General features: G+C 74.0%; 10 protein-coding genes. 2 read left to right on the top strand and 8 right to left on the bottom strand.

Annotated elements, in window-relative coordinates; translation table 11 throughout:
* Window positions 1-3: 3 nt before the first annotated feature.
* From IEY96_RS20340 to IEY96_RS20325, 4 genes are all read right to left on the bottom strand, one after another.
* Window positions 4-954, bottom strand: a complete 951-nt coding sequence (locus IEY96_RS20340) for a TAXI family TRAP transporter solute-binding subunit (protein ID WP_189196392.1) — start codon at window positions 952-954, stop codon at window positions 4-6.
* A 114-nt stretch (window positions 955-1068) separates the two neighbouring features.
* Complete coding sequence (locus IEY96_RS20335; protein ID WP_189196391.1) at window positions 1069-1737, bottom strand: hypothetical protein; 669 nt, start codon at window positions 1735-1737, stop codon at window positions 1069-1071.
* 108 nt (window positions 1738-1845) lie between these two features.
* A complete protein-coding gene (gene yaaA / locus IEY96_RS20330; RefSeq protein WP_189196390.1) occupies window positions 1846-2643 on the bottom strand; it encodes a peroxide stress protein YaaA in 798 nt (265 codons plus the stop codon).
* 22 nt (window positions 2644-2665) lie between these two features.
* The gene (locus IEY96_RS20325; protein WP_189196389.1) at window positions 2666-4276 is read right to left on the bottom strand and encodes a glycosyltransferase family protein; all 1611 of its coding nucleotides are present in this window, start codon (window positions 4274-4276) and stop codon (window positions 2666-2668) included.
* A 118-nt stretch (window positions 4277-4394) separates the two neighbouring features.
* Between IEY96_RS20325 and IEY96_RS20320 the strand changes: the two genes are divergently transcribed.
* Window positions 4395-5435 (top strand): App1 family protein phosphatidate phosphatase, encoded by a 1041-nt coding sequence (locus IEY96_RS20320; RefSeq protein WP_229791730.1) that lies wholly within the window; start codon window positions 4395-4397, stop codon window positions 5433-5435.
* 212 nt (window positions 5436-5647) lie between these two features.
* Here IEY96_RS20320 and IEY96_RS20315 read toward each other — a convergent pair whose 3' ends face one another.
* The 4 genes from IEY96_RS20315 to glgA form a co-directional block, all read right to left on the bottom strand.
* Window positions 5648-7324, bottom strand: a complete 1677-nt coding sequence (locus IEY96_RS20315) for a hypothetical protein (RefSeq protein WP_189196387.1) — start codon at window positions 7322-7324, stop codon at window positions 5648-5650.
* 265 nt (window positions 7325-7589) lie between these two features.
* Window positions 7590-9692 (bottom strand): 1,4-alpha-glucan branching protein GlgB, encoded by a 2103-nt coding sequence (gene glgB / locus IEY96_RS20310; RefSeq protein WP_189196386.1) that lies wholly within the window; start codon window positions 9690-9692, stop codon window positions 7590-7592.
* Window positions 9680-11782 (bottom strand): alpha-1,4-glucan--maltose-1-phosphate maltosyltransferase, encoded by a 2103-nt coding sequence (locus IEY96_RS20305; RefSeq protein ID WP_189196385.1) that lies wholly within the window; start codon window positions 11780-11782, stop codon window positions 9680-9682. The genes glgB and IEY96_RS20305 overlap by 13 nt, the downstream gene beginning before the upstream one ends.
* A 38-nt stretch (window positions 11783-11820) precedes the next feature.
* Window positions 11821-13029, bottom strand: coding sequence for a glycogen synthase (gene glgA / locus IEY96_RS20300; RefSeq protein ID WP_229791729.1), 1209 nt, complete (start codon window positions 13027-13029; stop codon window positions 11821-11823).
* Between the two features lie 95 nt (window positions 13030-13124).
* Between glgA and glgC the strand changes: the two genes are divergently transcribed.
* Window positions 13125-14357: a glucose-1-phosphate adenylyltransferase gene (gene glgC, locus IEY96_RS20295; RefSeq protein ID WP_091310463.1), complete on the top strand. Its 1233-nt coding sequence runs from the start codon at window positions 13125-13127 to the stop codon at window positions 14355-14357.
* Window positions 14358-14387 lie beyond the last annotated feature (30 nt).

Here is a 14387-nt window from a genome sequence, read left to right as displayed (position 1 = left end):
GCCTCAGGGCTTGGTGGCCCGGTACCAGTCCGCCGCACCCGGATGCAGCGGCAGCGGGGTGGTGACGATCGCGGCCCGGGGACTCATCCGGCCGGCCGCCGGGTGCGCGGCGGCCAGCTCCTCCCGGCGCTCCATCAGCAGCCGGGTCACCTCGCGCACCAGCTCCGTCGGCAGGTCGGCGCGGACGATCAGGTAGTTCGGGTTCGCCACCGTGCTGACCGGGTCCGCCCCGTAGACCGAGCGGGGGATGTCCCGGGTCACGTAGACCTGCCCGTACCCGCGGCGCAGCGGTTCGGTCCACTCGCCCAGGTCGACCATCCGCACCGAGGTGCGGCCGGCCAGCTCGGCGACGCCGCGGACCGGCAGGCCGCCGGAGAAGAAGAAGGCGTCGATCCGGCCGGCACGCAGCGCCGCCACCGAGTCGTCCAGGCCGAGATGCTCCTGGACCACCGTGCCGCCGAGCTGGGCCACGGTGAGCAGCCGGGTGGCGGTGACCTCGGTGCCGGAGCCGTCGGCGCCCACCGACACCCGCCGCCCGCGCAGGTCGGCGAGGGTGCGTACCGGACCGCCGGCGGTGGTGACGAGGTGCAGCAGGTCGTCGTAGACCCGGGCCACGGCGAGCACCGTGGGGTGCTCCGGCGCGTGCGGCGGCAGCACGTCGGCCTGGGTGAAGCCCAGCTCCGCCTCGCCGGAGCCGACCAGCCGGACGTTCTGCGCGGACGCCGCGGTGACCACCACGCTGGCCCGTACGCCGGGCAGCTCCCGGTTGAGCAGGGCGGCCAGCGACTGGCCGAAGGCGTGGTAGACCGCCGTGGGGCTACCGGTCGCGATCCGGATCCGCACCGGCTCGGTGGGCTCGTCCCGGCAGGCGGCCAGGCCGGCCACGAGCAGCAGCAACAGCGCCAGCGGGGCCGCGGTCCGGCGCCGGCCGCGCACAGACCAGTGTCGGCTCACGGGCTGAACTTTGCGCTGCCGACCACCCGCCGCGCAAGCCCGGCCGCCCACCGTGGCGCCCGGAGCCGCGCCCACGGTCGTGCGGTGACCGCGGGACGCCCCGGGCGGGCGCGGTCAGCAGGCCGCCGCCGGGGCCAGCCTGGCGCTCTCGGTGATCCGCACCCGGTGCGGGCCGTTGGCGACGCTCACCAGGAAGCAGCCCGCGCCGGGCCGGAGCACCGCCGGGACCTCCAGCAGCGCCGCGCCCCGGACCAGCACCGCGGCAAGGTCCCGGTCGGCGAGCCGGATGCCGAGGCTGTGCCGGCGTACGTGCCGGCCGCCGGCCAGCAGCGCCGCCCGCCACGCCGCCGCGGCCAGCCGCGGCCGCCACACCCGGCGGGCCGTGGAGGCCCCGGGGAAGGGCCCGCCGAGCAGCTCGCGGCGGCCCTGCCGCCAGCCGGCCTCCAGCAGGGTCGCGTACGCCGACCGGTGCTCCCGGGGCACCGACAGCCGGTGCAGCTCGTACCGGCGGCGCAGGCCGCCCGTGGCCAGCTCGTGCTCCACCGGCACGTCCAGCCGGTGCAGCAGTTGCCGCATCCGGTGCGCGGCGTCCTCGCGGTTGAACTCGGCGATCCCGCCCCGGTACGCCCCGATGTCGACCCGGCGGGCGTCGGCGGCCGGGGGCGGGGTGCAGCGCACCAGGCAGGCGACCTCGAAGGCGTCGGCCAGGGTGAGCCAGTCCAGTGGCGGGGGTGGCGACGACTGGCGGGGCCGGTCGAGCAGGGTGGTGGACTCGGGGGCCATCGGAACAGCTCCTTGCTCGGTGTCGGGGTTCCCTAACCGTGACCCCCGCCGTCCGCGCCGCGAAACCGCTGCGACCGAGCCTTGAGCAAAATTTGCGGCAAGCAGCCCTCAGAGCTCGGTGACGACCACGTCGACCTGGCGGGGGCGGCCGGTCGTCCGAGGCTGCTCCTCGACCTGGTACTTCAGCTCGCGCAGCGCCCCGATGAGCGCGTCGGCGGTGCGCGGCCGGGCGCCGGCGGTGAGCAGGTCGCGGACCAGCCGGCCCTTGGTGGCCTTGTTGAAGTGGCTCACCACCGACCGGGTCGGCGCCCCGTCCACGTCGCGCTCGTGCAGCACCCGCACGGTCACGGTGCGCTCGGCGACCGCCCCGCGCGGCGCCCAGGTGGCCGCGTACGCGCCCGAGCGCAGGTCGAGCACCGGGCCCTTCCCGGCGGCCGCCGCCATGGCCTCGGCCAGCGCCGTGCGCCAGTACGCCGACAGCGCCCCGACGCCCGGCAGCCGCGCCCCGACCGGGCAGCGGTAGGGCGGGATCCGGTCGGTGAGGCGTACCGCGCCCCACAGGCCCGAGCTGACCAGCACCGAGCGGCGGGCCAGCCGCTCCGCGGCCGGCGGCAGCGTGGCCAGGTCGAGCGCCTCGTAGAGCACCCCCGTGTAGATCCGCCCGGCCGGGGCGGTGGCCGCCACCCGCAGCCGCGCGTTGCGCCGCAGCTCGCCGCGCTGCCCCTCGCTCAGGCCCAGCGCCTCGCGGGCCGCCGCCTCGTCCGGGCCGGCGCAGAGGTCGACCAGGGCGGCCAGCACCTCCTCCCGGGCCGGGTTCAGCTCCGGTAGGGAGAGCTTCGACAGGTCCAGCCGCCGGCCGGTGCCGGCCTCGGCCTTCCCCTCCGACGGGGGCAGCAGGATGAGCATCGGCACAGCGTACGGCCCGGGTTCAGCGCCACGGCCGCACGGCGCTCTCCGGGTGGTACACCCGATAGCCGCCCACCTCGGCCACCACCGCCGCGTCGGCCCGGTCACCGAGCAGCCGGCGCAGCCCGCGCTCCGCCGACGAGCCGACGGCCAGCACGTACCCGGGCCGGGCCGCCCGCCCCACCCGCTTCCAGTACGCCGGATAGCGGTTCTGCCCCGGGCTCAGGTCGCCGTCGAGCACCGCGCAGACCACCGCCTCGCCGGTGTTGAAGATCAACCGGTTGCAGGTCCAGTAGTCCCCGTACACCTCGCGCAGGCCGGCCCGGCGCACCGCGTCGGCCAGCTCCCGGGCCTGCCGCTCCTCGGCGCGCAGCGCCGGGGCGTCCACCACGAATGCCACGGTGCCGGCCAGCGTGGCGGCCGCCAGCGCGACCAGCACCAGACCGGCCAGCGCGCCGGCGAGCCGGGCCGCCCCGCCCGCGGCGGCCCGCACCGCGTGCGCGGCGGCCCGCCAGAGCGGCCAGAGCACCGCCGGCAGCGAGATCTGGAGCACCGACAGGTAGCGGGAGTTGCCCAGCGGGTCGGTCGCGGCGAGCGGGCTGCGCACGTACGCCAGCAGGGTCAGCGCCGCCCCGGCGACCAGGGCGAGGATCGCCACGGCCCGGGTCCGCGCGGCGGGCTCCGTGGCCCGGCGGAACGCGACCAGCGCGAGCCCGGCGGCGGCCACCAGCAGCACCGGGTAGAGCAGCCCGAACCACTGCGCCCAGCGGGCGCAGCCGTCCATCGGGCAGAGCCCGGAGGCCAGCGGCACCCCCTCCAGCAGGCCGCCGTGCAGCCGTTCGGTCACCGACGGCGTCGCACCCTCCTTGGTGCTGATCTCCCGGAACACCGACAGCGAGTCCTGCCCGTCCGGCGCGACCAGGTTGTCCTTCACCATCGGCGCGACCCCGAGCACGAAGCCCACCACCAGCAGCACCCCCGGCCAGCCCACCAGGTCCCGGGGCGCGGCCCAGAGCAGCAGCAGACCGGCCACCGCCAGGTAGGGCAGGATCAGCCAGTCCGACCAGAGCGCCACCCCGGCCAGCAGCCCGAACAGGCCGGTGGCCAGCCAGCGGTGCCGGACCCGGCGGTCGCCGAGGGCGACCGCGATGAGCACCATCGCCAGCACCGCCGGTTTCACCTCCGGCCGGCCGCCCACCGCCGTGAGCTGGTCGCGGACCACCCGCTCGGAGCCGAGCGCCAGCAGGCCCACCACGAAGGTGGCCAGCCAGGGGGAGAAGAGCCGGCGGGTCAGCCGGTACGCCAGCCACAGGAAGACCGCGAAGAGCGCCAGCAGCGGCAGCCGCAGCAGCGGCCAGCTCGCCCCGGCCCAGCCCACCAGCGGGGCCGCCAGGTAGGACTCCAGCATGCCCATGTAGCGCTGGCCGTAGAGGAAGACCGGCCGCTCGTTGCCGGTGGCGATGTGCAGGGCGGCCAGGCCGAAGGTGGCCTCGTCGCTGTTCGAGGTGGGCAGGGTGAGCAGCGTCAGCACCAGCCGGTAGCCCACCCCGGCCGTGCCGAGCAGCAGCGCCACCAGCGCCGGCCGGTCCAGCGCCGGACGCCACCGTCCCGGGTCCCGCTCTGGTGTCGACACGACCAACGCCCCCGTCGTCGCCTCGACCGCAGTCTGTCACGCGGGCGCCGGACGGCGCGGTGGATCGGGGCAGACCACTCGCGTGGCCGGTGCGCGCGGGTTGTGGCAGGGTGACAGCGTGCCACCCACACCACCGGACCAACTGGCCGTGCCGCAACTGCACCGGGCCGCCCGCATCGAGGACGCCCTGCACGGCCTGGTGGAGCGCCGGCTGCGGCGCACCGGGTGGCAGGCCAACATCATCGCGTACGCCGGGTACGGCGCCCCGGGCTGGGCGCGCGTGCTCTGCCGGGTGCTGCTCGGTCGCCCCGACACCCGCCAGCGCGGCCGGCTGGAGAAGGTCCGGGGCTGGCGCAGCTTCACCACCCTGCCCGCCAAGCACGCCAAGATCACCATCGAGGCGGGCGGCGTGACCCAGGAGGCGACCGCGGACCGCAGCGGCTTCGTGGACACCGTCATCAAGGCCGACTTCACCCCCGGCTGGGGCTGCGTACGCCTGAGCGTGGCCGACGCCGAGCCGGTGGAGGCGCTGGTCCGCATCCTCGACCCGGAGGTCCGGTTCGGCATCCTCTCCGACATCGACGACACGGTCATGGTGACCGCGCTGCCCCGGCCGCTGCTCGCCGCCTGGAACACCTTCGTGCTCGACGAGCACGCCCGGGCCGCCGTCCCCGGCATGGCGGTCCTGTACGAGCGCCTGGTCACCGCCCACCCCGGCGCGCCGGTCTTCTACCTCTCCACCGGCGCCTGGAACGTCGCGCCGACGCTGACCCGGTTCCTCTCCCGGCACCTCTACCCGGCCGGTCCGCTGCTGCTCACCGACTGGGGGCCGACCGCCGACCGGTGGTTCCGCAGCGGCCGGGAGCACAAGCGGGCCACCCTGGCCCGGCTGGCCCGGGAGTTCCCCGACGTCCGCTGGCTGCTCATCGGCGACGACGGGCAGCACGACCAGGAGATCTACCGCGAGTTCGCCGCCGCCCACCCGGACAACGTGGCCGGGGTCGCGATCCGCCGCCTCTCGCCCACCCAGTCCGTGCTCGCCGGCAGCCTGCCCACCCCGCCCGGCCGCCCCTCCGCCGGCCCGGTGGGCCAGAAGTGGCTCGCCGCCCCCGACGGCGCCGGCCTCTGGAAACTCCTCCGCGAAGCCGGCCTGGTCTGACTGTCCTTCCCTCCCTTTCCCCTGTCCCTCCTGTCGCTGTCGATCATGAAGTTGGCGGCGAAGTCGATCTCCTCCAGTGCCGCCAACCTCATGATCGCCGGGGTGTGGGTCGGGGGTTCGGTGGCCGGGGGAGTGGGCGGCGACCCGGCCCTGGTTGTCGGGGCCGGGTCGCCGTTTCTGTCGCGGATGGTGTTTGTCGCGGTGGTTGGCGGCTAACTGGTGGTCGTGCCGGCCACGCGGTTCGCGCCCGTGCCGGCCATACCCGTGTCGGCTGAGTCGGCGCCGCCCCTGCCACCGGTCATGTCGTCGGCTGCCTCCGAGCCGTTCTGCTGCTCGGTGCCGGTCGCGTCGCCCTGCTGGTCGGCGTCGGCGTTGCCGGCTCCGGCACCCTGGGCGGGGTCACCAGGGGCGCAGCCCGGCACGCTCGGGTCGGCCACCTTGTACACCTGATCCTGGCCCGCCTGGTTCATGCCCTGCTTCTGCCCGGCCTGGCCCTGGCCCTTGCCTTGGCCCTTGCCTTGGCCTTGGCCTTGGCCCTGGCCCGCCTGGTTCATGCCCTGGCCCTGGTTGCCCTGGTTGCCCTGGTTGCCCTGGTCGGCGTTCTGTTCGCCGCCCGCCTCGGCGGCGTCCTGGCCCTTGCCCTTGCCTTGACCCTGGCCGGCGTTCTGGCCCTGGCCGCGCTGGTCGCCAGCGGCCTGCCGAGCGGCGCGGATCTGCTTGACGATCGCCCTCAGCTGCTGGATACGGGCCCTGAGCTGCCGAAGCCGGTCGGCGAGGCGCGCCTCGGCGTCACCGGCCTGCTGCCCGTCACCCGCCTGGTCATCCTGCTGACCGGCAGCGCCCTCCTGACCGGCAGCGCCCTCCTGACCGGCAGCGCCCTCCTGACCGGCGGCGCCCTCCTGGCCAGCGGCGCCCTGCTCGCCGCCCGGGGCCTCGCCGGCCTGTTCGCCGTCCTGCGCGTCACCGGCCTGCTGGTCGTCCTGCGCATCACCGGCTTGTTGGTCGTCGCCGGCCTGCTGGTCGTCCTGCCCGTTGCCGGCCTGCTCGCCGCCGTCCGCCTGCTGCTGGCCCTCCAGCGCGGCCTGCACGATCTGCCCGATCTGACCAATCAGCCCGCCGATCGCGTTGATGATGGCGGCAGCCCGTTCCGCGCCACCGGCCTGGCCGGCCGCACCAGCCTGGCCGGCCGCACCAGCCTGGCCGGCCGCACCAGCCTGGCCGGCGCCAGCAGCCTCGTCGGCTCCAGCCTGGTCGGCTTCGGCGGCCGCCGCACCGGCTGCCCCACCGCCGGCCGCCGCACCAGACGCCCCACCGCCGGCCGGAGCCCCGGCCTTCCCGGCCTGTGCCTTCTGGGCGCCCTGCACGATGCCGCGGACCCCGCCCAACAGGCCGGCGAGCTGTTTCACCCGCGCCTCGGTCAGTCGCGGGTCGACGAGCTGTCCGGAGCGCTCGCCCCTCAGCTGTCCGGTGACCGCCCAGGCCCGGTCGAGCTGGGTACCCATCGCCTGCTCCCACGGGACCTCGGGGCAGGCCGCGCCGGCCACCTCGACCGTGCCGGTGCAGCCGGCCGCGGTCCGGCGCTGCTGGATGAGGTCGACGACGGCCTGCCGGTTGGCGATCCGGGCGGCCGAGTTGGCGTCCGGGTTGCGGCGCTGGTCGGCGATGAAGGTCAGGTTGTTGCGCAGGGCGGTGTCCAGGCCCTGGCAGTTCTCGGCGGCCTGGCCGGTGCCGGTCGCGACCGCGAACGCCGCCCCGGCGGTCATCGCCAGGGCCACCCCGCCCGCGATCTTCCGGTTCCGGGACGTGCTCGCCGTCCCGCGTCGCCTGGTTGTGCCTCTGCTCCACGCCATCGAAGCTCCTCCGCCTCGTCCGTCACGGGTGTCCGGCATCCGTCCAGCGGTACGGAGGGTGATGCGCGTCCGTTCAGGTCGATCGCGGCTCCGCGCGACATCTCGACGCAGCGTAGGGATTGCGGGCGTTGGCGCTACTCTCCGCGCATGCCGCGCGCGGCGCTCCGGGATCTTGGCAAGTTACCGTCCGCCACGAACGGCAACTCTCCAAGATCAGGCAGCGAGCAGCGAGCAGCGAGCAACGACCAGCGAGCCGCGAGCCGCGAGCCGCGAGCAGCGACCGGCGGGATTGAGGCAGCGGTGCTCAGGCCGGGCGGAGCCAGAGGACGCCGAGCGGTGGCACGCGCAGCGCCGCCGACGCCGGCATGCCGTGCCACGGCACGCTCTCGGCCTGCACCGACCCGAGGTTGCCCACGCCTGACCCGCCGTAGTGCTGGGCGTCGGTGTTGAGCAGTTCGGTCCAGGTGCCGCCGGCGGGGAGGCCGACCCGGTAGCCCTCCAGCGGCAGCGCGGAGAAGTTGGCCACGCAGACCAGGGTCTGGCCGTCGGGGGCGATCCGGATGAACGAGACCGTGTTGTTGGCGACGTCGTCGCCGGCGATCCAGCGGAAGCCGGCGGGGTCGGTGTCCTGCGTCCAGAGCGCCGGGGTGGCCCGGTAGGCCCGGTTAAGGTCGCCCACGAGGCGCTGCACGCCGGCCCGCGCCGGGTCGTGCAGCAGGTACCAGTCGAGGCCGCGCTCCTCGCTCCACTCGCGGTCGTCGGCGAGTTCGCAGCCCATGAAGAGCAGCTGCTTGCCCGGGTGCGCCCACATGTACGCGAGCAGCGCCCGCACGTTGGCCAGCCGCTGCCAGGTGTCGCCGGGCATCTTGCCGGCCAGCGAGCCCTTGCCGTGCACCACCTCGTCGTGGCTGATCGGCAGCACGTAGTTCTCGCTCCAGGCGTACGCCAGCGAGAAGGTGAGCTGATGGTGGTGGTGCTGCCGGTAGATCGGGTCCTTGGAGGTGTAGAGCAGGGTGTCGTGCATCCAGCCCATGTTCCACTTGAAGCCGAAGCCCAGCCCGCCCTCGGCGGTGGGGCGGGTGACGCCCGGCCAGGCGGTGGACTCCTCGGCGATCATCACCACCCCGGCGTGGTGCTTGTAGACGGTGGCGTTGACCTCCTGGAGGAACGCGATGGCCTCCAGGTTCTCCCGGCCGCCGTGCACGTTGGGCGCCCACTGGCCCTCCTGGCGGGAGTAGTCCAGGTAGAGCATCGAGGCGACCGCATCGACCCGCAGCCCGTCGACGTGGAACTCCGCCAGCCAGTAGAGGGCGTTGGCGACCAGGAAGTTGCGCACCTCGCGGCGGCCGAAGTCGAAGACGTACGTGCCCCAGTCGGGGTGCTCGCCGCGGCGCGGGTCGGGGTGCTCGTAGAGCGGGGTGCCGTCGAAGCGGGCGAGGGCCCACTCGTCCTTGGGGAAGTGCGCCGGCACCCAGTCGAGGATCACCCCGATGCCGGCCTGGTGCAGCCGGTCGACCAGGTGGCGGAACTCGTCGGGGTCGCCGAACCGGGCCGTGGGGGCGTAGTAGCCGGTGACCTGGTAGCCCCAGGAGCCGCCGAACGGGTGCTCCATCACGGGCAGGAACTCGACGTGGGTGAAGCCCAGCTCGGTGACGTACGCGGTGAGCTGCTCGGCCAGCTCCCGGTAGCCGAGGCCGGGGCGCCAGGAGCCGAGGTGCACCTCGTACACGCTCATGGGCTCCTGGTGCGGCTGCCGCCGCGCGCGCCGGGCGAGCCAGTCGGCGTCGCCCCAGGCGTACCGGGAGTGGTGCACCACGGAGGCGGTGGAGGGCGGCACCTCGGCGCGGGCGGCGAGGGGGTCGGCCTTGTCCCGCCAGTGCCCGTCGGCGCCGAGGATGCGGTACTTGTACCGGCTGCCGACGGTGGCGCCGGGCACGAAGATCTCCCACACCCCGCTGGAGCCGAGCGAGCGCATGGGCCAGCCGTCGTCGGGCCCCCAGCCGGTGAAGTCGCCGACCACCCGCACCCCGCGGGCGTTGGGCGCCCAGACGGTGAACGCCACGCCCTCGTCGAAGACCCGGGCACCGAGAGCCTCCCAGAGCCGCTCGTGCCGGCCCTCGCCGATCAGGTGCAGGTCCAGCTCGCCGAGGGTGGGCGGGTAGCGGTAGGGGTCGTCGTGCACCGCGCCGTCCACCTCGACCCGGTAGTCGAGCACCTCGCCGGGGAGCACGGCCTCGAAGACGCCCACGTCGTGCACCCGCTTCATGGGGTGCCGGTCGTCGCCGGCGAGCACGGCCACATCGGCCGCGCCCCGGCGCAGGGTCCGGATGGTGGTGTGCCCGTCGGCGGGGTGCGCGCCGAGCGTGGCGTGCGGGTCGTGCGCCTCGCCGGCGATCAGCTGGTCCATCGTGCGTCGTCCTTCGCGGCCGGTGCGGTCGGGGCGGTGCCGCCGGAGAGGTCGGCGGGTACGTCTTCGACGGTCAGGTCAAGCGCCGCCGGGGCCGGCGGCGCGGCCCCGGGCTCGGCCGGCGGGGCGGGCCGCCGCACAGTGAGCACGTGCGCGGGTTGCAGGTACGGGTCGAGCCGCACCGCGTTGCGCTGCCCCCAGTCGTAGTCGGCGCCGGTCAGCTCGTCGTGCACGGTGAACCGCTCGTGCCAGTCGAAGCCGAGCGCCGGCATGTCGAGGGTGGTGTTGCCCCACTGCACGGCACGGGAGTCGAAGGAGCAGACCACGATGACCGTGTTGCCGGTGTCCGGGTCGTGCTTGGACCAGCAGAGCAGCGCCGGGTTGTCGATGTCGTGGAAGCGCAGGTTGCGCAGCCGGTGCAGGGCGGGGTTGTCCCGGCGGACCCGGTTGAGGGTGGTGATGAACGGGGCGAGCGAGCGGCCCTGCTCCTGCGCGCCCGCCCAGTCCCGGGGGCGCAGCTCGTACTTCTCGTTGTCCAGGTACTCCTCGGCGCCGGGGCGGGCGACGTGCTCGAAGAGCTCGTAGCCGGCGTACATCCCCCAGGAGGGGGAGAGCAGCGCGGCCAGCACCGCCCGGATCTTGAACATCGGCGGGCCGCCGTGTTGGAGCGACTCGTGAAGGATGTCCGGGGTGTTGGGCCAGAAGTTGGGTCGCATGTAGTCGGCCGCCGCGACCAGCTCCGCGCAGTACTCGCGCATCTCGGCCGCCGACGTGCGCCAGGTGAAATAGGTGTACGACTGGGTGAAGCCGATCTTCCCGAGGCCGTGCATGATCGCCGGGCGGGTGAACGCCTCGGCGAGGAACAGCACGTCCGGGTCGACCTTCTTGACCTCCCAGATGAGCCAGTGCCAGAAGTCGAACGGCTTGGTGTGCGGGTTGTCGACCCGGAAGATCTTGATGCCCTCGCCGACCCAGTGCAGCACCACCCGCAGGATCTCCGCCCGGATGCCCTCCGGGTCGTTGTCGAAGTTCAGCGGGTAGATGTCCTGGTACTTCTTCGGCGGGTTCTCCGCGTACGCGATGGTGCCGTCGGCCCGGGTGGTGAACCACTCCGGGTGCTCGGTCACCCACGGGTGGTCCGGGGCGCACTGCAACGCCAGGTCCATGGCCACCTCCAGGCCCTGCTCGGCGGCGGCGGCGATGAAGTCGCGGAAGTCCTCCGGCGTACCCAGGTCGGGGTGGATGGCGTCGTGGCCGCCCTCGGCGGCGCCGATCGCCCACGGCGAGCCGACGTCGTCGGGCCCGGCGGTGAGCGCGTTGTTGGGGCCCTTGCGGTTGACCCGGCCGATCGGGTGGATCGGCGGCAGGTAGAGCACGTCGAAGCCCATGGCGGCGACGCCGGGCAGCCGGTCCAGGGCGGTGACGAAGGTGCCGGAGCGGGCGGGCGCGTCGACGGTGGCCGGGATCGCGCCCTCGGAGCGGGGGAAGAACTCGTACCAGGCGGAGAAGAGCGCCCGCGGCCGGTCGACCCAGAGGGTGTGCTCGTCGCCGGTGGTGACCAGCTCGCGGACCGGGTGGTCCCAGAGCAGCGGGGCCAGGTCGAGCGCCGGGCCGACCCGGCGGGGCAGGTCCTCGTCGTCGTCGCGCAGCGCGGCCACCGCGGCCCGCACCCGCTTCTGCTCGGCGGCCGGCACGAGGTCGAGGGCGGCCTCCAGGACCCGGGCGCCCTCGGCCAGGTCGTTGGCCAGCTCGGCCGGGCCCTGGCCGGCGGCGACCTTCTTGGTGACGGCGTTCTGCCAGGTCAGGTACGGGTCCTGGAACGCCTCCACGGTGAACCGCCAGGCGCCGACCGCGTCGGGGCGGATGGTGGCGTGCCAGCGGTCCTGGCCGGGCTCGCCGGGGCGCATCCGGGTGAACGGGCGGGCGGCGCCGTCCGGGCCGAGCCACACCACATTGCAGCCGAGCGCGTCGTGGCCCTCGCGGTAGGCGCGGGCCGACACGGGCACGACCTCGCCGACCACCGCCTTGGCCGGGTAGCGACCGCAGGAGACGACGGGGGAGACGTCTTCGATCGGGAACCGTCCAGTCACCGGTTCAACCTACTGCGCGAGATCGCTTCGCGCTCGGGTCAGCCGGCGGCGCCCACCGACCGGTACACCTCCAGCGTCCGCTGCGCGATGGTGTCCCAGGAGAAGTGCTCCACGGCCCGGCGGCGGCCGGCGAGACCGAACTCCTCGGCCCGCTTCGGGTCGGCCAGCAGGTCGTTGATCGTCGCCGCCAGGTCGGCCACGAAGCGCTCCGGGTCCAGCGGCCGGCCGCTGCCGTCGCCGGCCTGCTCGATCGGGACCAGCAGCCCGGTCTCGCCGTCGGCGACCACCTCGGGGATGCCGCCGGTGGCGGTTGCCACCACGGCGGTCTCGCAGGCCATGGCCTCCAGGTTGACGATGCCCATCGGCTCGTAGACCGACGGGCAGACGAAGATGGTGGCGTGGGTGAGCACCTGGATCACCTCGTGCTTGGGCAGCATCTCGGCGATCCAGATCACGCCCGAGCGGCCGGCCCGCAGCTCGGCGACCAGGCCCTCCACCTCGGCGGCGATCTCCGGTGTGTCGGGGGCGCCGGCCAGCAGCACGAGCTGGGTGTCGGCGGGCAGCTCCCGGGCCGCCCGCAGCAGGTACGGCAGGCCCTTCTGCCGGGTGATCCGCCCGACGTAGACCACGCTGGGACGGGCCGGGTCGATGCCGAGCCGGTCCACCACGTCGGTGCCGGAGTCCGGGGCGTACTGCGCGGTGTCGATGCCGTTGTAGACGACCCGCACCCGGTCGGGGTCGACCTCCGGGTACGCGGTCAGCACGTCCCGCCGCATCCCCTCGCTGACCGCGATGACCGTGTCGGCCGCCTCGAACGCGGTCCGCTCGCACCAGGAGGAGAGCGCGTAGCCGCCGCCGAGCTGCTCGGCCTTCCACGGGCGCAGCGGCTCCAGGCTGTGCGCGGTGACCACGTGCGGCACCCCGTGCAGCAGCTTCGCGGTGTGCCCGGCCAGGTTGGCGTACCAGGTGTGGCTGTGCACCACGTCGGTGCCGGCCGCGCCGGCGGCCATCTCCAGGTCTACGGCCATGGTGCGCAGCGCGGCGTTCGCGCCGGCGAGCGCCGCCGGCTCGGCGTACGCGGTGACGCCGGGCTCGTCGCGGGGCGCGCCGAAGCAGTGCACCCGCACGTCGGCGAGGCGGCGCAGCTCGCGCGCGAGGTACTCGACGTGCACCCCGGCGCCGCCGTAGACCTCCGGCGGGTACTCGCGGGTGAGCAGGTCGACACGCAGCCGGGGGGAATCGCTCATGACCGGCACCTTAGCGCGGAAGCCCGGCCCGCACCCGGGGGCAAACTGTGCCCGTACGAGTGGTGAAGTCGGGGCGGGATGGATAGCGTCTGAGCATGGCTGCCAAGGTGCTCGCGATCGTCCTGGCCGGCGGGGAGGGCAAGCGCCTGATGCCCCTCACCACCGACCGTGCGAAGCCGGCCGTCCCCTTCGGCGGGATGTACCGCATGGTCGACTTCGTCCTCTCCAACCTGGCCAACGCCGGCTATCTCAAGATCGTCGTGCTCACCCAGTACAAGTCCCACTCGCTGGACCGCCACATCACCCAGACGTGGCGGATGTCGACGATGCTCGGCAACTACGTCACCCCGGTGCCGGCGCAGCAGCGCCGCGGCCCGTGGTGGTTCGCCGGCTCGGCCGACGCGATCTACCAGAGCTTCAACCTGATCAACGACGAGCAGCCGGACCACGTGATCGTCTTCGGCGCCGACCACATCTACCGGATGGACCCGCGGCAGATGGTGGAGGACCACATCGCCTCGGGCGCCGCGGTCACCGTGGCCGGCATCCGGCAGCCGCTGTCGATGGCCGACCAGTTCGGCGTGATCGAGGTCGGCGAGGACGGCCGGCGGATCCGGGCGTTCCGCGAGAAGCCCACCGACGCCGTGGGGCTGCCCGACGCGCCCGACCAGATCTACGCCTCGATGGGCAACTACGTCTTCAGCACCAAGGCGCTCTGCGAGGCGGTCGAGCGCGACGCCGAGGACAAGACCAGCAAGCACGACATGGGCGGCAGCATCATCCCGATGCTGGTCGAGCGGGGCGAGGCCAACGTCTACGACTTCAAGGACAACGAGGTGCCGGGCAGCACCGACCGCGACCGCGGCTACTGGCGGGACGTGGGGACGCTCGACTCCTTCTACGACGCCCACATGGACCTCATCAACGTCCACCCGGTGTTCAACCTCTACAACTTCGACTGGCCGATCTACAGCAACCAGCCGCCGTACCCGCCGGCCAAGTTCGTGCACGCCTGGGGCGAGCGGGTCGGGCGCGCGGTCAGTTCGATGGTGTCGCCCGGGTCGGTGATCTCCGGCTCCCTGGTGGAGAACTCGATCGTGTCGCCGAAGGTGAAGGTGCACTCCTGGGCGCACGTGGACGGCTCGGTGCTCATGGAGGGTGTCGAGATCGGCCGGCACGCGGTGGTCCGCCGGGCCATCCTGGACAAGAACGTCTACGTGCCGGAGGGCGCTGAGATCGGCGTCGACCTGGAGAAGGACCGCCAGCGGTACACCGTCTCCGACAACGGCATCGTCGTCATCGGCAAGGGCCAGCGCGTCGAGCCCTGATCCACCCGCACATCGCAAGGAGGTTCCGAC

This window comes from Micromonospora fulviviridis (assembly GCF_014648395.1).
Taxonomy (GTDB): domain Bacteria; phylum Actinomycetota; class Actinomycetes; order Mycobacteriales; family Micromonosporaceae; genus Micromonospora; species Micromonospora fulviviridis.
The sequence above is the reverse complement of the archived record's forward strand: the minus strand, read 5'-3'. Positions and strand labels throughout refer to the sequence as shown.